The sequence below is a fragment of the Streptomyces sp. A5-4 genome (assembly GCF_051131715.1).
In the GTDB taxonomy this organism is placed as follows: Bacteria; Actinomycetota; Actinomycetes; order Streptomycetales; family Streptomycetaceae; genus Streptomyces.
Genome location: NZ_CP178591.1, coordinates 9,099,023 through 9,117,133, shown reverse-complemented (window position 1 = coordinate 9,117,133; position 18,111 = coordinate 9,099,023). Strand labels below are relative to the sequence as shown.

The 18,111-nt window shown below is 69.9% G+C and carries 21 protein-coding genes and 1 pseudogene; 6 read left to right on the top strand and 16 right to left on the bottom strand.

Annotated elements, in window-relative coordinates; all coding sequences use genetic code 11:
• Window positions 1-282 precede the first annotated feature (282 nt).
• Both ACLLJJ_RS42780 and ACLLJJ_RS42775 read right to left on the bottom strand, forming a co-directional pair.
• On the bottom strand, window positions 283-819 hold the full coding sequence (locus ACLLJJ_RS42780) for a hypothetical protein (RefSeq protein WP_434600222.1): 537 nt from the start codon (window positions 817-819) through the stop codon (window positions 283-285).
• A gap of 81 nt (window positions 820-900) precedes the next feature.
• Entirely contained in the window at window positions 901-1,128 is a 228-nt protein-coding gene (locus tag ACLLJJ_RS42775) for a hypothetical protein (RefSeq protein ID WP_434600221.1), read from the bottom strand.
• A gap of 126 nt (window positions 1,129-1,254) precedes the next feature.
• On the opposite strand from ACLLJJ_RS42775, the pseudogene ACLLJJ_RS42770 reads away from it, so the two are divergent.
• Window positions 1,255-2,246: pseudogene (locus ACLLJJ_RS42770) on the top strand (IS5 family transposase).
• Between the two features lie 19 nt (window positions 2,247-2,265).
• Here the strand turns inward: ACLLJJ_RS42770 and ACLLJJ_RS42765 are convergent.
• The 12 genes from ACLLJJ_RS42765 to ACLLJJ_RS42710 all read right to left on the bottom strand — a co-directional run bounded on the left by ACLLJJ_RS42765 (window position 2,266) and on the right by ACLLJJ_RS42710 (window position 12,340).
• Window positions 2,266-4,815: a hypothetical protein gene (locus ACLLJJ_RS42765; RefSeq protein WP_434600220.1), complete on the bottom strand. Its 2,550-nt coding sequence runs from the start codon at window positions 4,813-4,815 to the stop codon at window positions 2,266-2,268.
• 92 nt (window positions 4,816-4,907) lie between these two features.
• On the bottom strand, window positions 4,908-5,300 hold the full coding sequence (locus ACLLJJ_RS42760; RefSeq protein ID WP_434600218.1) for a hypothetical protein: 393 nt from the start codon (window positions 5,298-5,300) through the stop codon (window positions 4,908-4,910).
• Between the two features lie 2 nt (window positions 5,301-5,302).
• Complete coding sequence (locus tag ACLLJJ_RS42755) at window positions 5,303-6,520, bottom strand: hypothetical protein (RefSeq protein ID WP_434600217.1); 1,218 nt, start codon at window positions 6,518-6,520, stop codon at window positions 5,303-5,305.
• 118 nt (window positions 6,521-6,638) lie between these two features.
• Window positions 6,639-6,827, bottom strand: a complete 189-nt coding sequence (locus ACLLJJ_RS42750) for a hypothetical protein (RefSeq protein ID WP_434600215.1) — start codon at window positions 6,825-6,827, stop codon at window positions 6,639-6,641.
• 258 nt (window positions 6,828-7,085) lie between these two features.
• The gene (locus tag ACLLJJ_RS42745) at window positions 7,086-8,387 is read right to left on the bottom strand and encodes a hypothetical protein (RefSeq protein ID WP_434600214.1); all 1,302 of its coding nucleotides are present in this window, start codon (window positions 8,385-8,387) and stop codon (window positions 7,086-7,088) included.
• 18 nt (window positions 8,388-8,405) lie between these two features.
• Window positions 8,406-9,170 carry a hypothetical protein gene (locus tag ACLLJJ_RS42740; protein ID WP_434600213.1) on the bottom strand — a complete coding sequence of 255 codons (765 nt, stop codon included), beginning with the start codon at window positions 9,168-9,170 and terminating at the stop codon, window positions 8,406-8,408.
• 155 nt (window positions 9,171-9,325) lie between these two features.
• The gene (locus ACLLJJ_RS42735; RefSeq protein ID WP_434600211.1) at window positions 9,326-9,904 is read right to left on the bottom strand and encodes a DUF6197 family protein; all 579 of its coding nucleotides are present in this window, start codon (window positions 9,902-9,904) and stop codon (window positions 9,326-9,328) included.
• A gap of 109 nt (window positions 9,905-10,013) precedes the next feature.
• A complete protein-coding gene (locus ACLLJJ_RS42730) occupies window positions 10,014-10,187 on the bottom strand; it encodes a hypothetical protein (RefSeq protein ID WP_434600209.1) in 174 nt (57 codons plus the stop codon).
• Window positions 10,180-10,374 carry a hypothetical protein gene (locus tag ACLLJJ_RS42725; protein WP_434600207.1) on the bottom strand — a complete coding sequence of 65 codons (195 nt, stop codon included), beginning with the start codon at window positions 10,372-10,374 and terminating at the stop codon, window positions 10,180-10,182. The genes ACLLJJ_RS42730 and ACLLJJ_RS42725 overlap by 8 nt, the downstream gene beginning before the upstream one ends.
• A gap of 119 nt (window positions 10,375-10,493) precedes the next feature.
• Window positions 10,494-10,859, bottom strand: a complete 366-nt coding sequence (locus tag ACLLJJ_RS42720) for a hypothetical protein (protein WP_434600206.1) — start codon at window positions 10,857-10,859, stop codon at window positions 10,494-10,496.
• A 134-nt stretch (window positions 10,860-10,993) separates the two neighbouring features.
• The gene (locus ACLLJJ_RS42715; protein ID WP_434600204.1) at window positions 10,994-11,239 is read right to left on the bottom strand and encodes a hypothetical protein; all 246 of its coding nucleotides are present in this window, start codon (window positions 11,237-11,239) and stop codon (window positions 10,994-10,996) included.
• Window positions 11,240-11,887: 648 nt separating this feature from the next.
• The gene (locus ACLLJJ_RS42710; protein WP_434600202.1) at window positions 11,888-12,340 is read right to left on the bottom strand and encodes a hypothetical protein; all 453 of its coding nucleotides are present in this window, start codon (window positions 12,338-12,340) and stop codon (window positions 11,888-11,890) included.
• A 192-nt stretch (window positions 12,341-12,532) separates the two neighbouring features.
• On the opposite strand from ACLLJJ_RS42710, the gene ACLLJJ_RS42705 reads away from it, so the two are divergent.
• The 4 genes from ACLLJJ_RS42705 (at window position 12,533) to ACLLJJ_RS42690 (ending at window position 15,955) form a co-directional block, all read left to right on the top strand.
• Window positions 12,533-12,892: a putative quinol monooxygenase gene (locus ACLLJJ_RS42705; protein WP_434600200.1), complete on the top strand. Its 360-nt coding sequence runs from the start codon at window positions 12,533-12,535 to the stop codon at window positions 12,890-12,892.
• On the top strand, window positions 12,889-14,142 hold the full coding sequence (locus ACLLJJ_RS42700) for a helix-turn-helix domain-containing protein (RefSeq protein ID WP_434600198.1): 1,254 nt from the start codon (window positions 12,889-12,891) through the stop codon (window positions 14,140-14,142). The genes ACLLJJ_RS42705 and ACLLJJ_RS42700 overlap by 4 nt, the downstream gene beginning before the upstream one ends.
• 209 nt (window positions 14,143-14,351) lie before the next feature.
• Window positions 14,352-15,389, top strand: coding sequence for an AAA family ATPase (locus tag ACLLJJ_RS42695; RefSeq protein WP_434600197.1), 1,038 nt, complete (start codon window positions 14,352-14,354; stop codon window positions 15,387-15,389).
• Entirely contained in the window at window positions 15,386-15,955 is a 570-nt protein-coding gene (locus tag ACLLJJ_RS42690; RefSeq protein ID WP_434600196.1) for a phosphotransferase-like protein, read from the top strand. The genes ACLLJJ_RS42695 and ACLLJJ_RS42690 overlap by 4 nt, the downstream gene beginning before the upstream one ends.
• 7 nt (window positions 15,956-15,962) lie before the next feature.
• On the opposite strand, the gene ACLLJJ_RS42685 is transcribed toward ACLLJJ_RS42690, so the two are convergent.
• Both ACLLJJ_RS42685 and ACLLJJ_RS42680 read right to left on the bottom strand, forming a co-directional pair.
• Complete coding sequence (locus ACLLJJ_RS42685) at window positions 15,963-16,802, bottom strand: DUF1932 domain-containing protein (RefSeq protein WP_434600195.1); 840 nt, start codon at window positions 16,800-16,802, stop codon at window positions 15,963-15,965.
• A 4-nt stretch (window positions 16,803-16,806) separates the two neighbouring features.
• On the bottom strand, window positions 16,807-17,451 hold the full coding sequence (locus ACLLJJ_RS42680) for an HAD family hydrolase (RefSeq protein WP_434600193.1): 645 nt from the start codon (window positions 17,449-17,451) through the stop codon (window positions 16,807-16,809).
• Between the two features lie 131 nt (window positions 17,452-17,582).
• Here ACLLJJ_RS42680 and ACLLJJ_RS42675 point away from each other — a divergent pair, with 131 nt between their 5' ends.
• On the top strand, window positions 17,583-18,098 hold the full coding sequence (locus ACLLJJ_RS42675) for a hypothetical protein (protein WP_434600192.1): 516 nt from the start codon (window positions 17,583-17,585) through the stop codon (window positions 18,096-18,098).
• The last annotated feature ends 13 nt before the right edge of the window (window positions 18,099-18,111 follow it).

Below are 18,111 nucleotides of genomic sequence, written 5' to 3'. Positions count from 1 at the left end.
TCCTGATCTCGTAAGGGTGAAGGGGGGAACGGGGCGGTCAGCCCTTTTTGCCGATGCTGCGGCCGCCCGGTACGCGATCCCGTCCCGGCCTCTGCGGCCGGGACGGGTTTGTGCAGAACGGCGGCGTCACGGGAGGCCGGGAACAGCGCGGAGTGCGCTTGATCAGGCGGCCTCGGAGCGCGCCGACCCCGGGTTGGTAGGTGGAGCGGCGTGGCTGTTCCGGCTCCCTGCCCTCTCCCGGGCCCGTGTCGGGCGTGGGAGGGGACAGGCAGTCGTCAGCGGTCAGCTCTGGTCGCCCGGGAGCTGGTTGACGGTGCGGCCGAACCATCGGGTATCCGTGTGCAGTTCCTGGTGGGTGTGCTGCACGTAGGTGGGCCCGTGGTGCTGGTGGACCGTGGTGTCGGGAAGGGCGGAGGCGCCGTCGCGGACAGCGCGCCCGATCATCCGGGCGGTGATGCCGATCGTGGTGACGAGTCCGGCCGGGGCGGCCGCAGCGATGGCCAGGGTCGTCGGGTCAACGCTGGAGAGGGACCACAGCACCAGGGACAGCGCTGCGCCGACGGGGAGGGAGCCGATGGAGTACGCGAGGACGAGGGAGGCGTGGTCGGTGGCCTTCTGGGACATGGGCGGCCGTCCGGGCTGGGCGTACGGCACGGCGTCCCCCTGGGTCGGCTGGGCCGGGGCGGGTGTGATGTCGCGGTACCGGGTGGCCAGGGGGGCATCGCTGCTGTACGCCTCGGCCAGCAGGCGGGCTGCTTCGAACGCATCCTGGGCCGACATTGGTGACCGCTCGGCGCTGTGGTGACTGTGGTCGGCCATGGTCACTCCTTGCTGGTGGGGCCGTGGGTGACACAGCAGAGGCGGCCCACATGGTGCGGGCCGCCTCTGCCGGGGATGGTCCTACTTGCTGGAGACGGAGTTGACGGTGTCGCTGGCCGTCTGCACGCCGGTGCCGAGGAGTTCATGGACCTTGGTGACGCCGGTGGCGCCCCAGGGGGTGGCGACGATGAGGATCCAGAAGAGGGAGACGGCGAGGAACTCCCGCTTGCGGAACGAGCTGTCCTTCTTCATCCAGATGCCAAGACCGACAGCCGCGATGAGGAACAGGCCGGTGGTGGTGAGGGTCATGAGAAAGCTCCGTTTTCTGTGACGGGGGGATGGGTGCGAGGTGCAGGGAGTTAGGGCGTGTATCGGGTCGTGATCAAACTGTGCGTTTCGCCTCGCGGAGCGGGCGGATCCGGTAGTCCGTAATGCATGACACGGGCGCAACTGACGGACCTGGAGTGGGAGTACGTCGAGCCGTACCTGCCGATCGGCGAGTACGGCCCGTATCCCGCACGGTTGCGGCAGCAGTTCGAGGGCGTGATCTGGAAGTTCCGCTCGGGAGCGCAGTGGCGTGAGATGCCGGCCGAGTTCGGCCCGTGGTCCACCGTGCACAACCGCTTCCGCCAGTGGCGGGACGCGGGAGTCTTCGAGACTCTGCTGGAAGGGCTGATCGCGCAGGCGTCCGCGCGGGGCGAGGTCGACCTCTCCCTGGTCAGCGTGGACTCCACCACGGCCCGGGCCCACCACGACGCGGCCGGTATGCGTCTGGACCCCGGCGTGCTCGACGCCCTGGAGAAGGCCGCGCAGGAGGAGAAGGCCCGGTCAAAGGGGGCACCGAAGAAGAACAAACCGGGCCGGATGCCGATGGCGTTGCCGAGCGAAGACGCCTCCGGCGCCGCCGCAAGCTCCGGCTGAAGGCCGCCCTGCTCGGACGATCGCGGGGCGGGCAGACCAGTAAAGTCCACATCGCCTGCGACCGTCAGTGCCGACCGCTCGTACTGACCCTGACCGCGGGACAGGCCGCCGACAGCCCGCAGTTCATCCCGGTTCTCGACAAACTGCGGGTCCGCGGCCCGGCCGGCAGGCCCCGCACCCGGCCCGACGCCGTCGCCGGCGACAAGGCGTACTCCTCCCGCGGCAACCGCGCCTACCTGCGCAGACGAAACATCAAGGCCGTCATCCCGGAGAAGAAGGACCAGGCCGCCAACCGGAAGAAGAAGGGCCGCCGGGGCGGCCGACCCCTCACCCACGACACCGACCTGTACAAGGAACGGAACACTGTCGAGCGCGCGATCAACAGGATGAAGGCATGGCGAGGCATCGCCACCCGATACGACAAGACCCCGGAGAGCTACCTTGCCGGCCTCCATCTACGGGCCTCGATGATCTGGATCAAAGACCTCACCCGGACCACCAACTGATCACAACTCCATACACGCCCTAGGCGTCGAGGCGTTCGGCGGTGTGCCAGTCGCGGTCGACTTTCGTGAGCTTGCCGAGGCGTTCCAGGCGGTTGGTGGCGCCTGCGACGTTGGTGGGCTTGAGGTCGGTGACGTCGGCGATCTGCTTGTTGCGGCGGGCGCCGTGGTCGACGGCGTGCCAGACCTTCTGGGTGCGGGTGAGCGGCACCAGCTCGTCCAGGTCCTCGTCGTCAACATCCGTGTCGGTGCTGGGGGCCGGCACGGTGTGCATGGCGATGACGGTCGCCGACTTGCCGCCCTTGGACTGCTCTTCCTTGACCAGCTCGCGCAGGAAGGCTTCCTCGTCGGCGGCGTCCAGGTGTCGGTACTCATCCCGCCGCAGGTACGCGGGGCCGGCGGCCTCCGCCTCGGGGTCGGTCGGTGTCTGCAGGGGGAACTGGCGGGAGACGCGGGCGGGGTTGGTGTGGAACATGGCCCGGGACTGGGTGTATTGGGCCTTGCCGTCCGCGAGGTAGAACAGGCCGCCGGTCTCCGACCCGTCTGGGAAGCGCTCCGGCAGCGGAGCGAGGCGGAACTCGGGGGTGCGCGAGCCGAGCGACATGATGTCCACGTCGGAACGCGCCGTCCGGAAAAGGGCGATGTTGCCGGACTGGAGCATGTCCCGGATCGCGTTGGCGCTGGCGTCCGAGCCGATGGAGTCGAGGTTCGGGATCTGGACCCAGATCCGTGCCGCGACCCCGGCCGCGCGGGAGAGCCGGCCGACGCTGGACACGCTGCGCAGCAGGGGTTTGACGTGGTCGGCCTGCGGGTCCTTGAGGATCATCTCGTTGAACTCGTCCCAGGTCACGACCATCGGGGCGAACGGCTCACCGGGCACGAAGAAGGAGCGGCCCTGCTCGGTGAAGCCTTCCGCGTCCAGCCACTGCATCTTCATCTGCTCGGCGTAGCGGTACTCGCTGACCCGGTTGGCGGCCTGGCCCATCAGCATCGCGCCGAAGGGGGACTTGACCAGCCAGTCCAGATCCCCCAGCCAGGGGGCGTATCCGGCGCCGCCCTTGCCGTCGGCCAGCCAGGAGATGAACCCGTTGAGGCGCTGCGCGATCTGGAGGTCCTCCTCCAGCGACGTCTTCCCCGCGCCGGTGGTGCCGGAGCCGAACGCATGCACCGCGGACGCGGACGGGGTCCCGGACACGCCCCGGCGGGTGGCGTCGAACTTCAGCAGTCGCCAGCGCGCCGGAGCGCCGTAGATGTCCTTGCCGACCGTGACGTAGCCCTGGCTGTCCATGACCAGGGCGTCCAGGTCGAGCGGCACGCCGCCGGCCAGCGGGTTGGTGGACATCTCGTTGACCTCGATCCGGCGGGCGTCCAGCACCCGCAGGTGAAGGCGGGAGACGGTGTCCTCTCCTTCCATGTCCAGGGCCTGGGCGATGCTGCGCGGCTGCACCTCCGCGACCGAGGCGCCGCGGCGCGGCATGAGGAGCTTGAAGCGGCGCCCGAACTCGGTCTCCTCGATGTCGTAGAGCTCGCTGCCGTTGTAGGGGCTGAACTCGTCCCACACAGCGGTCAGGTCGTCGGTGTCCAGCTCGCCGGGCTGCACCGCGCGCAGCCGGACGGTGAGCTTGGCCCTGCCGGCCGGCATGTCGTCGGGCCGGTAGACGTTGACCGCCCGCGGCGGCACGTCGAACGCGATCGACACCGCGTCCTGGCCAACGCCCACAGCTGGTTTGGCGGTGGTGGAGACGATGACGGCGGTGAGCTTGTCCTCGTCCAACTGGACGCTCACGAGCTTGGAGGCGGGCAGCGGGCCACGCTCACACGCGATCCACTCCGCCCACCGGGCCACGTACCAGTCCACGCCCACCGCCGACACTTCGGCCCCGGCGCCCGTGTCGGGCTTGTCCCACACCCGTACACCCCACCCGGCCGCCATCGAGCCGACGACCAGGTGCGCCCACCACGGCATGTCCACGAACCCGGACACGGGGATCGCCGCCAAAGGCCCGGCGCGCAGGACCATCTCCGCCGGGGTGTAACGGCGCCACCAGCCGCTCTCCCAGTCGGGCAGCGCCCGCTGCCAGGCGGTACGCAGCATCTCGCAGCGGGCCCGGCGGGCATCGGCCGTCACCTCACGCACCAGGACGGGCCGCTGCTCGTGCGCGTACCAGCCCTCCGCGATGCCGACGACCGGGACGAGCAGACCGTCCGCCCCCACGATCGGCGCCTGGGCGTGGTCCTGGTCCAGGCGGTGGCGCATGCGGCGCAGGGTGCGCCGATAGCCGCGGCGGCTGGAGCGGCACATCCACTCCCACGGCTCGCCCTGGCCGGGCAGCCACCGCCACGGGCCGGGCATCATGCCCAGCCCGGCCCAGGCGGCGGCAACACCCGTGGTGCCGAGCGTGGTGAGCAGCAGCGGCCCGTCGGGCATCAGGGCGGGAGCGAGACCGAGCGCGGCTCCGGCGTACAGGCCAGGGGAGCGCTGCGCTGCGGCGACCCGGGCCCGGAGCCCGGTCAGCTCCTGGGCGGTGTTGTCGTCCCTGTCTTCCGTCTGGGGTGCGGTGGTTGTCGCCATCGGTCCTGTCTCCCGTGGTGGGCAAAGGGGGAAGGCCGGGGCCGCCACGGTGGCAGCCCCGGCCTTCCCGGGATGAGGTGGTGCGCGCCCGCTTAGCGGCGCTGGATGAACTCGCGGTCGGCCATCTGCACGGTGTGGGTGCGGTTGGCCTCCGCCATGCGGCTGTGCTGCGCCTGCGTCTCGCCGTCCAGACCGCGGGCCGCCGTCGACAGCGAGTCGGACGCGGACACGATCTGCCCGACATTGCCCGCCATGGCGTGCGACAGCGTCGCGATCTCCATGTAGGCCGTCGTCGTCGGCTCATCCACGCTCAGCACGGTCATCGCCTCGGACAGGTAGCGGGCCGAATCCGCGCGCTCCGTGAAACGGGACTCCAACCGCTCCACCGCCGCCCTCGTACGGGCGGCACGCACCCCGTACGCCGCCGCCCGTGTCAGGACCGCGACATAGGTGACGGCCGCACCGACGTTCCTTGCTGCGCCCATGGTCAGGCTCCCTTCGTCTCGTAGATTTCGCTGTGTGCGGCCGTGTCCTCGCCGTCGACCGCGTCGGAGGTGTAGAAGCCACGCTCGGCGACGGACTCCATGTCCTGGGCGATGTCCGCGTACAGGCCCTGACCGGCCTCCAGCAGTGCCTTGGCCTTCACGACGGCCTCGGCCTGGGAGAGCGTGTTGCGCTCCAGTTCGTCGAGCTGCCCGTGGACCACCTGGTACTGCTCCCTGCACCGGGCGACCCAGCCGATGACACCGGCGCCGGCGCCCACGTTCTCCAGCTGTGCGATCAGGTCGTCGGCCCGCCCGATCTCGCGCTCGCAGCGCTGCCGGATCCGGCCGTACACCTGCACGTCGTCGCCGCACATGAGGGAGAGCTCGTCGCTCTCGTCCATGACGGAGTCGTAACTCACTTCTGCTGCCATTCGGCCAACTCCTTCTCCGGCGTCCATGGTTGGTTTTGCGCCACCGGTCCTGACAGGCTCCGGCCTCGTTCCGGGCCCCGTCTCCGGTCCGGCTTCGGGGCCCGCATCGGGGGCTCGGGGCCCCGGCACATGCGCGGGCGCAGGGTCTCCTGCGGGGCCCTCAGGGGCTGTTGGGGCCTCAGGGGCTCCGGTGGCCCTCTCGTCACCCGCGGCGGGCTCTGCGACCCCTTCAGGCGGTTTCTCGACGCCCTCGGGTTCCGCGGGCACCGCGGGCTTTGTCAGCGTCACGCCCGCCGGTTTGCCGCTGCCCGCTGCCGGCGGGGTGGTCGGCATCGGCGGGACGAGCGGCGGCCTGTCCGGGGGCGGCGGGATGAGGACGGGGGCCGGGTCGGGCTTACCGGCATCCTTGCGGCGCTTGCGGTACTCCCTGACGGCAGAGCGTCCGGTGTCTTTCGCCCAGTGCACGCCCTTGGCCGTCAGGTTCCCGGCATGGCGCCCCATCGGGGTCGCCACCCGGGCGAGCGGGGTGTGGCCCCGGTAGCCCGCGCGGAACGCCTCGGGGACCGTGACCGGGCCGGCGGCCGCGGCGGGCGGTTCCTTCCACGTGGAGACGCCCGTCGGGTTCGGCGGGGTGGTGCCGTGCTTCTCGGCGATCTTCCGCACGGCCTTCTCGTGCCGTGTCTGCTCCCGGATCGCGGCGCGCTGCGCCGGGCTGATGCCCAGCTTCGCCTGTTCGCTCTGTGCCCCTGCGGCCCATGCCAGCAGGCAGGCGGCGAGCAACACTTCCATCGCTTCCCCTTCACGGTCTGCGACCGGGGGCGAGTGAACGCCAGCCTCGTACGCGTACGTACGCGTATAGGGCCGGGCAACGTTCACTCTCCCCCGGGGTGAATGAATGAGTGAACGATCACCGTGAGTAGCGGTCGGTGATGCGCTGGAGGGAGTCCCCGACCTCGCGCCAGGCGCGGTTGGCGACCACCGGATCGACGCCGCGCAGCACGCCGCGCAGCCGGTCCAGTCGCTTGGTCGCGCCCTCCTTCGGGGAACGCTTGTCCGCCTTTCGGATCTCTTTGGTCCAGTGCGCGGATCCGCTCATCGAGCGGGCTCCTCTCTCGTCGGTCCGGGGTCGGGTTCGGGTGGTGCGGGTGGCGCTCGCCGGGTTCGCTCACGCGGGTCTGCTCGCCGGGTCTGCGGAAGAGATCTCCGCTCGCCGGGCCGCTCGCCGGTTCTGCTCACCGCGGGTCTGCTGCCGCCGTCGACTGCTGTGCTTCCGGCAGTCGCAGCGAGGGCCAGTCCGGCGGGTTGCCGGGCTGGCCTTCACTGGTGGTGCCGGAGGGGTGGGTCGGGGGTGGGATCAGGGCCGGGGGCCTGCCTCTTCCTCGTCCTCTTCGTCCGTTTTTGCGTCGTCGTCGGTGTGGCTGGATTCTGACGCTTCGGCGGTCTTGGTGCCTTCGGTCTCCTCCCGGGACATCAGCTCGCCCCAGGTGCGGCGGATGCGCTCCTCACCGCCGACGAAGCCACCGTCGCGGAACGCGGCCACGGCCTGGCGGTAGGACAGCGGCGGGTCCTCCCGGTAGCGAAGGTGGCGCAGGACCACCACAAGCTGTGGGTCGCTCAGGCGCTCGCCCGTCACGGGAGTCGGCACACCCGCGACGGATGCGACGTCCTGAAGCGTCACGGTCGGCTTCACTGCCCGTGACGCCACGGCGTCCGTGCCGGAAGCGTCCGTGACGGACGGCCCGTCCGTGACGGTTTCCGGCACACGGTTCGTGCCCGAGTCCGTGACGGCGTCACGGCCAGAGCCTGTGACGGTCCGCGCCGTCCGTGACGCTTCGCCATTCACCCAGTCGCTGAGCTGCGTGACTTCGGGCGTCACGGCGCCCGACCCAGCGTCGCCGCCGGTGTGACGGGCGACCGGGTCCGTGACGGTTACCGTGCCGGATCCGTCGCGCCCTGCCCCCGGTTCGAGGGCGGGTGTGACGGACGCGGTGAGGGCGGGTGTGACGGCCGGGGCGAACATGCCCGCCAGGGCCGTGTCCGCCCCGGCCGTCATCCGCTCCCGCTGAACCGTCACCAGGCCGACCCCGAGGCTCTCGTCACCCACACCGACCTTCCGCGCCAGGCGCCACGCCTTCAGCTCCGCCTTCCTGCGCGCCTTCCTCTCCGGGTGGTTCGCCGCCAGCGCCCACTGCACGGACAAACGCTGCACCGTGGTGGCGTTGCGCCGCTGGGCCTCCATGTCCACCCGGGTGTGGTAAATCACGATCCGGCGCGCCAGCAGGCCCATGCCCTCCGCAGACACGCACATCGCCATTGGGGTGATCGCGAAGATGACGGCCTTGGCCGAATCGTCCGCGACATAGGCGCCGGTGCCGGACGCAACCGCCGGCAGCAGCCACAGCCCGACCCGCACCGCGGCCGGGGACGACTGGCCCAGCAGCGTCAGCCCGACCATCACCAGTGCCAGGACCAGGGTCGCGCCCTCACCGGCGGCGACGACACCGAGCGCCGTCGCATTCTGCGGGAAGATGGACTTGATGTTGGTGTAGGTGCCCCAGGCCCCCAGACCACCGAACACGATCATCGGGACCGTCGCGGCCCCCAGAATCACCGTCTGGCCAGTAGTCAGGGACCGTTCGCTCAACGTGTTTCCCATTGGGTTTCCTCCTTCGGGTCAGGCCGGGTGGTGTGCGGCCTCGGGGTCGCCGGCCAGGCGGGCGACCTCTACGAGGCGCTTGCGCTGGGTGTCGACCTGCTGCGCCAGGCGCTCGAGCAGCGGGGTGGGCTGGCCCCAGAACCGGTCGGTGTAAGCGTCGACATGGTCGATGTGCCAGTTGGACGCGTCCAGACCGACCTCCTGGGCGACTTCGGTGACCCGCAGTTCGTCGTCGTATCCGGCGGCGGCAACCTGGTCGGCGGCCAGCTGCGCGAGCTGCTGGGCGATCTCCTCCCACGCGCCGGCCGCGGCCTCCGCCGCGCTCTCCGCGTCGGTCAGGCGCAGCAGCTGCGCGCGCCACCGGCCGTCCTCGGTCTCCCAGAACGCCTTGTAGACGCGCTCCAGTTCGGCCTGGGCTACCGTCCACGCCGCCCACAGCGGGACGGCCTTCTTCAGGACCGGGGCGGCCTGGCGGCGCAGCCGCGCCTTCGACCACAGGATCCGGGCCGCCCCGTACTGACGGCTGAGCTCGCCGATCTGCTCCCAGGCCAGGACCTTGTCCTTGTGCGCGGAGAGCGGCGTCTGCGGCTCGGGCTCGTTGCCGGTGAAGGCCGCGAAGTAGTAGGTGGTGCAGCCCTGGTAGCGTCCCGGTTCGCTCCGTTGGAAGAGCGGGTGGTGGTACCGGGTGATGTCGAGGGGCACTGTGGTGATCGGCGTTGCCGGGGTCTCGGACGGCAGACCGGAGTTGTCGAGGCTGTGGGTCAGGGCGATGGTGCGAGGCATGCGGTTCTCCTGCTTCGGCGGTGTCGCCCGGGGCTTTCCCAGGCTGGGCCGTACGGCGAAGCCGGCCGCCCGTCGTGCGGGCGGCCGACCTCGCGGAGTGCTGCGGTGCGGGCAGAAACTTCAGTTCCGCTCCCGCCCCAGGGGGCGCGGCGGTGTCAGGCGGCGTTCGCCTCGGTGGCGCCGGGGCCGTAGGTGCGGGCGAAGCGGGCGCCCGCGGTCAGCAGCGTCGTGATGTCCTCGTAGGTGCGGCCCTGCCGCTCCGACCACGGGGTGCAGCGGGCGGTGTCCGACCCGGTGCGGGCCTGGACCACTACGTCCAGAACGCTCATGGCGATGTAGTCGGTATCCGTGTCCCCGTCGTCGGTCGTGCCGACCTCGCGCAGCGCCGTGTTCAGCGCAAGGGGCGGGGTGTGGGCGGCGGTCTCGTCGCGGACCAGGCGCAGCAGCGCCCGGAGCATGTCCTTGACCGTCATTCCGGTGTCGTCGGCGGGGATGTGAGCAGTGGCCGGGGTGTCGTAGCGGTAGAGGTGGGTCCAGCCCCGCTGGTCCAGCAAAGCGCGAGTGGCGTCCAGGTGGCGGGCCACGGCCTCGCCTGACGATTCCTCACCGGACGGGCCGGTCCACAACGGGCGGTAGGAGTCAGCCGCGAGGCCGGCCGCCTTGTGCAGCGTCTCGTCGGTGAACGTCACGGCGGCGGTGGGCGCGGCCTGGATGGTGGTGGGTGTCGTGGGCATGGGGTTCTCGTCTCTGTTCGCAGAATCCGGGCTGTCCGGCTCCCCTCGGCCCCGTCCGTACCGGCGGGAGGCCGGGACGGGCGGGGGGAGGCAACCGACAGGTGGTGGGTCAGCTCTTGCGCTGGCGGTTCAGGTAGGCGTCCTGGAGCCGGGTGAACCGCTCGTGCAACTGCGTGCCGTCCGGGCAGGCGGGCTGCCCGGTGGTGCAGGTGGTACAGCGGGCGGTGTGCTCGCACCAGGTCCGATAAGCGGCCATGTAGCGGGTGTAAAGGTCGTCAGCCACGACGGGCTTTCTGTGCGGTGCCGGCGGGATGGATGTCGGCGACCTGGTGTCCGGCGTCCCACGCCTGGGCGGCCGCCGTGGCGGCTGCCGCGAGCAGGGCGAGGGTGAGCGGGTGTGCCAGGCCGCGCAGGGTGATCGCCCGTACCGCGAGGTGCTGGGCGGTACGGGCGACTCGTATGTGATGCACCAGCAGCTACGTCTTGCCGCCGCCGCACTGGCAGGACTCGTGCACCACCGTCTGGTAGGGCTTGCCGTCGGCCCCGACACGGTTCGCAGTCACCAGGCGCGGGGGATGTCCGCAGGAACTCACCGGACCACCGCCCTCTCGCTCACGGTGGAAACCGGAGTGACGGAGCTACCGCAGCGGCACGTCCAGTACCCGCACAGCACACACGCGTCGTCCGCTCCCCGCATCGGAAGCGGGCGAGTGAGGAGGAGTACCGGCTGCCGTTCGTAGCTGGGGGCCATCTCGGCGAGGGTGCGGCGGGCCCGGCGGTCGGCCGTAGCGGCGCGGTCGTCGCCGTCGACCACCAGCTGCTGGACGAGCTGGTGGAACTGGTCGGTCTCGTCCCGCTCATAGCCACGGCCATCGTGCCCGCCGGCGTCGTCCTTGCGCCGGATGTCGTCGATCGTTCCAGCACGCAGCGGGGGGTGTGCAATGCTGATCTTCATGGGGCCTCTCATCCAGGTCCTGACAGCCCCGGAGGGCCTAATCTCCGGGGCTGTCGTTTTGGTGCAGGACTGCTGTCCAGCTCCCCGGCACCGCCCGTTCCGGCCGGGGCCGGTGCGGGCGGATCAGGCAGCCGTCAGACCTGCTCGAACGCGAGCGCGCTCATCACCTGCGTGCCGTGGAGGGCCACGACGGTGAGGAGGTTGCCGTCCCGGGTCGTGAGCCGCCGGCCCTTCGCGGTCTGCGTGTGGACGACCGGCTCGAAGCCGCGCATCGTGTTGATGCCGATCAGGCGGTACGCCTCTTCCGAACTCAGTCCGTCGACCGTGTAGCGGCTGGCCGGGTTCGGACCGAGGAACTGGTGGTTGATCAGGGAATCCACGGGGTCTCCTGACGGGTGGGGTGGGTGGTGGAGCGGGAAGTCCTCCGCGCTCTCCACCGCTCACCAGGCCGCCCGAGGGCGGGTGGTGAACGACTGGGCAGCGCGGGGCTGCGGTAGTGGTTGCGCGGCGCCCCGGTATGTGGGGTGCCGGATCTCGTAGAGACGCGGACCGCGGGCCGCCCGGGAGATCCGTCCGGGCGGGCAAGTGCGGTGAAGGTTGGCCGCGTCGTTCTTTTACGTCGCGAGGGTGTCGACCCTCCGTACTGACCGTTAGTAATGAACGCCCGGGCCGTCTTACCGGCCCGGGCCACCAAACGAGTTGGCGCCCAACGGGTCATCGCACGTGTCGGCTGCCACCACCAGCGGTAATGGCACCTCGCGACGGGTTTCCACTCACCCCGGCCGGTGTGGTCACGGCCGGTACTGCGGTGGTGGATCACGCTGTGGAGTTCTCAAACAACAGCCGCTGCCTTTCCCCTCCCGCTTTCGCGATCGGTGGGGTCCGGGCGGTTCCGCCTGCTCTCGTCTCTGGGCTCGCTCCTGGCGTGGCCCGCCGACGAAGGGGTCGGTCTGTGCGCTGGAAACCGGGTGATCCGGTGCCCACTACCGGCGCCGCGCGGGGACGCGGTTCCGGCAGAAGGCGTCGGGTCAGCTGGCGAGCTGCTCCATGGCCGCGAGTGCGCCGGCCTTGCCGCCGCCCGCGATGCCGAAGGGGAGGGAGTGGATGGTGGCGAGGTCGATCCGGTGGTCGCTTTCGGTGCGCCGACCGAGCAGGTGCGCCTGGGGGAGGAGGACGTCGACCAGGCGCTCACGGACCTGCGCGGCGATGGTCGGGTCGTCGGCGGCGACATCGCGGGCGGCGAGCATCCGGTTCTCCCGGGTCTCGATCGCGGTGATCGCGGCCGCCAGGTCCAGGCCCTCCAGCCGCTCGTGGGGGAGGGGGCCGGCCTCGTACATCGCCAGCGGCGTGCCGAACGCGATGTCCATGTCGATGTCGCCGAAATCCGGCAGCTCCACGTCGATCGCGTCCAGCAGCTCCAGGGTCTCCGTGTCGAAGTGCTCGGTGGCGAGGCTGGCAGCGGGGCGGCGGGTGACGTTCATGAGGTGGTGCTCCCTACGGTAGGAGCCCGCACAGAAGCGGGTCATCAGGTGCGTTCGAGCAGGCCAAATAAGCGCCTTCTGGCGGTGCATCCCTTGCGGGGTGGAACACCTTGGACAGTAGTAGCACTGTGAGTGCGAGTCAACACTGAGACTATTATCTAGCACCCTGGCTTTAGGTGTGAGAATGTGTGCATGACTACGCGACGTGGAGAGGAAGACTTCGTGACCAGCGGATACGCACTGGTGGTGCGCTTCACCCTGCGAGACACCTCGGCAGCCCTGCAGTTCGACGGCTTGGTCGCCCAGACCATCGAGGGCATTCGCACCGAGGCCGGCACGCTCGTCTACGCCGTGCACACGCCGGTGGGCGAGCCTCTGGTGCGGGTCTTCTACGAGCTGTACGCCGACCGCGACGCGTTCCAGGCCCACGAGGACCAGGCCCACACGCAGCGGTTCCTCGCAGCCCGACAGGTGCTCCTGAGCAACGTCGAGGTGACCTTCCTCAATGAGCTGGAGGGACTGAGCAAGCGCCCCGGGACGGAACAGTCGTGAAGCCGAGTGGGAAGGACGTCGACCCGCAGGACCGTGCATTCGGTCAGCGCGTCCAGAGATTCCGAAAGGAACGCGGCCGCACTCAGGCCGAACTCGCCGCGGCCCTTGGGAAAACCAGCAGCTGGCTTTCCCAGGTCGAGCGGGGTGTGCAGCCCGTCCAACGAATGGACCTGCTCCAGCAGATCGCCGATGAGCTGGGCGTGTCTGTGCAGCAGTTGCGTCCCAGCGTTCCGGGAGACGGGCCATCACAGGCACCCACCGCCCAGTCGCTCTCCAACGATCTGGACGAGACCCGCCGCCTTCTGTCCGGCCACCCGGCGCTTCACACCCTGCTGACTGACCAAGACGACTCGGGCACGACGCGAACCCTCGAACCGCTCCGGAGCGATGTCGATGACCTCTGGGACCTGACGCATGCCGGTCAGCTGGCACAGGTCAGCGCCCTCGCGGTGCAGCTGTTGCCTGAGCTGGAGCGCGCGGTTCGGACGGACGGCGAGCACCAGGCGGAGCTGCACCTGTTGCTGTCCCGGTCCTACCAAGCGCTGTCCGCGGCGTTCGTGCGGCAGGACGAGGCGGACGCAGCGTGGGTAGCTGCCGACCGCGCGGTATTCGCAGCTGAGCGGTCCGGAGATCCCCTGCACGTGTGCGCCAGCGTGTTCCGCATGGTGCAGGCATTCGTACGTCTTCGTTGCCTCGGACAGGCCGAGCACGCTGCGCAGACTGCGATCAGCGCGCTGGGAAAGCAGGGCCGCCACTCGCCGGAGGCGCTGTCCGTCCTCGGCTCCCTCCACCTGGCCTTGGCTCTCGTTCGAGCCCGCTCCAGCGCACGGACGGAAGCCAAGGAGGAGATCGCCAAGGCCCGCGCCATCGCCGCACAGCTCGGTGAGAACCGCAACGACTTCAATCTGGAGTTCGGCCCGGTCAATGTCGAGATTCAGGCAGTCAGTACCGCCGTCGATCTGGGGGACGCTGGTGAGGCGCTGGACATCGGGCTCACCATCGACGCCGGCGAACTCTCGCCCGAGCGGCAGGGCCGGCTCCTCATGGATCTGGGCCGTGCACATGCGCAGAGACGTCACGGCGGGGAGGCTCTCCGCTGCTTGCTGCGCGCTGAGGCCGTCGCGCCCGAGATCATCCAGACTCATCAGGCCGCCCGTGCGGCCATCCGGGAGCTCGTCCTGGTGGCGGAGCCCAACGCCTCGCGCGACCTTCTGGAGCTCGCCGAAAGGGCTGGTGCCCTGGAGGACTAGTTCGGATCCGTTCCGACCGACGCCGTGGTGGTCAATAGTCACTGGTCTGCACCCCCTTCAACTGCTTCGTTGTGTGGGGGCAATCACACTCGGGGCGGGGGAAACGGAACATCACAGCGGCTTGTCGAAGCCCGTACGCACTCTCGTTCACGGGTTTTCAACATCCACGTACACATGGGATTTGGGGTCCGAGCCCTAGGCTCGCGGCCATGCATATGACGGAGGGGCAGAGGGTGGGGAAGCGGCGTGCAGGGTGGAGGCCGGATCGGCTGCGTGAGCAGCGGGAGGCCCATGGCCTGACTCTGGAGAAGGCCGGCGAGCGCCTACGGGACGTTGCCGAAAAGGCCAAGCTCAAGGGCATCCCGGCCGCGAATCCCCAAACCCTGTGGCAGCACGAACAGGGCGAGGTCTACCCCGGCCCTCACTATCGGCGCGCCTACTGCCTCCTCTACCGGGCCACTGAGCCCGACCTGGGCTTTCGCACGGCCCTGCCCGGCGAGGAGAGCACTTTCAAACTCACGCCCATGACCGACAGCGTCAACGGTGCGCATGTCCTGGCCGTTGAGCGTGCAATTCACCGGATTGCGCCGGGCTCGGGGGAGGCCGACCACTTCGACTTGCAGCAGCGGATCATCGACGCCTGGAAGCGGCGGCACACGGGCGGCGATCCGCACCGACCGGTGCTCATCCTGGTCGGCGGATTCGCCGGCAGCGGGAAGACCGAGCTCGCCCGATTCTTCGTCCAGCTCACCGGCTGGCCGCTGCTCGATAAGGACCCGCTCACCCGCCCGCTCGTGGAACGACTCCTGGTCGCGCTGGACGGCGACGCGAACGACCGGCACACCGATCTCTACCGGGAGAAGGTTCGGCCGGTGGAGTACGACTGCCTGATGCAGTCGGCCATGGCCAACATCAAGTGCGGCATCTCCACGGTGTTGACCGCGCCGTTCATCGCGGAGATGACCGACCCGGCCTGGATGCAGCGCCTGACCAACCGCGCGAACTCGATGGGTGTCGACGTTTTCCCGGTTTGGGTGCGCTGCGACGAGGAGTCGATGCGCGAGTACATCGGGTTCCGCTCCGCAGCCCGGGATGCGTGGAAGCTGGCTCGGTGGGACGAGTACATGTCGACGATCGACCTGGAGCTGCGCCCGGCGGTGCCGCACCTGGTCGTCGACAACCGGCTGGGGACCGCGGTGACGCTCGCGGACCAGGCCCGGCAGGCGATGGGGGCGATGTACGCGTGAGCGGGAAGCGAGGAGTCGTCCTCTATGGCCCGCCAGCCTCGGGCAAGGACACCGTCACGGCGGCGCTCGCCGAACTCAGCCCGAGGTACGCGCAGTTCGCGCGGCTCAAGGTCGGGGCGGGGAAGAGCACGGGCTACCGGATGGGCACCGCTGAGCAGCTGCACGAGCTGGAGGCCGCGGGCGCCGTCGTCTACGCGAACTCCAGGTACGGCAACACCTATGCCATCGACAAGCCCGGCTTGGACGACGCGTTCGAGGCCGGCTTCCCGGTGGTCCACCTCGGGCAGGTTGTCGGCATCCGCTCCCTGGTCGACGGTTACCCGGCCGACTGGGCCGTGGTGCTGCTGTGGTGCCCCCGTGAGGTGACCGAGCAGCGGTCCGAGGAGCGGGGCGACGGGGACACTTCGGCGCGCCTGGCGGCGTGGGAGGCGACCCGCGAGGACCTGGACGCGCACCCGGGCATGTCCTGGGATCTGACCGTGGACACCGCGGCGGCGTCACCGCAGGAGGCGGCCCGGCTCATCGACCAGCTGCTGGCGCAGCGGGCGGGAGCGGCGACGGCATGAGCGTGGGCTACGGCTGGGCGAGTCGGTCCAGGGCGTCGGTGAGCGAGAGCGAGCTGTCGTCCTTGGCGTCGTTCCACCGTGCCAGCGTGGACGCGGCCGCGCGCAGCATCTCCGGTGGGAGGCCGGCGGCCTCGAGACTGTCGGCGGCTTCCTCCAGCTCCGGGCCCCAGCGCCAGGCGCGCGCCGCGGTCTTGGCGACGTATTCCGGTTCCGCGAGGTACGAGTCGGTTCGCCGGGAGGCGACCTCGATGAGCGCCTGGTCGACGCCGTACTCTCGCGCCATCCCGACCGCGAGCGCCACCAACACGCGGCTCGTCTTCTGGAAGCTGGCGTACGAGAGCTTCAGCGCGGACGCCTTCCCGAGCTCCGTGCCCAGCGTCGTCGTCTGCACCGCGGTGCCCGCGAAGAGCGCCTCGATCCTTGAGGTCGCGGCGGCCGGTCCGGACAGGTACAGCACGGGGGGCTTGCCGCGTACGGGCGGGGAACCGACAACACCGCCGTCCACGACGGTCGCGGCCGGTTCGAGCAGGTCCCCGATCCGCTTCGTGCGCTCGGGGTTGATGGCGTTCGCCTCCACGTACACGCCGGTGAAGCCGTGCTCCGTGAGGTCGTGCGCCAGGTCCTCGGCTGCGGCCGGCGGGCAGAGGCTGATGACGATGTCGCTGCGGTCCAACAGGTCGGACAGCGTAGCCACCGGCGTCAGGCCAGCCTCTTCGGCGCGCGCTGCGGATGCGGGACTGCGCCCGGCCTCGCACCACAGGACCGCAGCTGCATTCGCCGCGGCGCAGGCCGCGACGGCGGCACCCATGCTGCCGGGGTGGAGGATGCCAACGGTGGGCTGGTCCACGGTGCTACTCCGTCTCGTTGAGCAGGATGTTGATGGCGTCGGTGACGTCGTCGACGACGTGGTGCGCGGCAGCGAGGTCTTCGGGCCAGGGTCGGCCGCGCAGCCAGATCGTGCGCAGACCGGACTGGTGGCCACCGCCGATGTCCCCGGCCGGGTTGTCGCCGATCATCCAACCGCCGTCCTCGAGGCTCGCGCCGCAGCGGGAAGCTGCGAGTTCAAAGATGCGTTGGTCCGGCTTGCGGATCTCCAGGTCACCAGAGACCGCGACGCCGTCGACCATGTCGGTGAGGCCGGTCGCGGCGAGCTTGGCACGTTGAATGTCGCTGGCACCGTTGGTGATGACGCCGATCGTCCACGCGGCCGCGTGCAGACGGGCCAGGCCCTCGAGAACTTCCGGTCGGCAGGTGACGGCGGCCGCCATGAGGCTGACGTACTCCTGCCACAGCTGCGCGGCCGGCGCCTCCAGGTCGAAGACTTCCCGCAGGCGGACGAAGTCGGTGGCGTCCGCACGGTCGACCAGCTCGGTGCGCAGCTGCTGCTCGATGGCGGCGCCGAAACTGTGCGTGCGGCACAGCGTGGTGATGGCGTCGCTGAGCGCGCTCTGCCGATCGACAAGGGTGTTGTCCAGGTCGAAGAACACAAGCGGCATGAGCTGGACCCTACCGAGGTGTGGCACGTCGGTGTCCACGAGGTGCGTCAGTCCGTCACGTGGAGCGAGATCGGGAGGGGTTGGTGATGGCTGAGCGGTTCGTTCACTGCGCAGGAAGGACTGAACTCACCATGGAGCAAGCCGAGCTTCTCCGACGCGTGGACCCGCGGTACGCCGATTCAGGGGTCGATGACTTCGCGCTGGTGCAGTGGTGCGAGTTGTCGAATGGCCATGACGACGTCGTGCACCACAGCGAGGTGATGTCGCGCTTTGAGGGTGACCACTGGTGGCTGCGATGGGACGGGGACCAGCACGAGTTGATGACGCTGGCGATGTGCCCGGTTGAGTCCGGTCCGCCCAACGAGGTCAGCACCTATCCTTGCGGGCTCTTTCAGGGGCACCCCGGCCAGCACGGCTGGGAGGTGAAGGATCCGGAGCGGTGCGCGCACGCGGGTCTTGGCACGCCGGTCCTGATTTCCGAGGGCGTGTCGTACGACAACCGGTATATCGCTGTCCTTGAGGCTCCTTGCCTGGGCTGTCCCGAGCGGATGGTCCAAGTCAGTGCCGTCGATCCGGCGCGAGCGCAGCAGCCAGAGCATCTCGGTGCCAGGACCAGCCAGTGGTCGTTGTACGGGCGGGAGGAGTGACCTTGCTGATCCG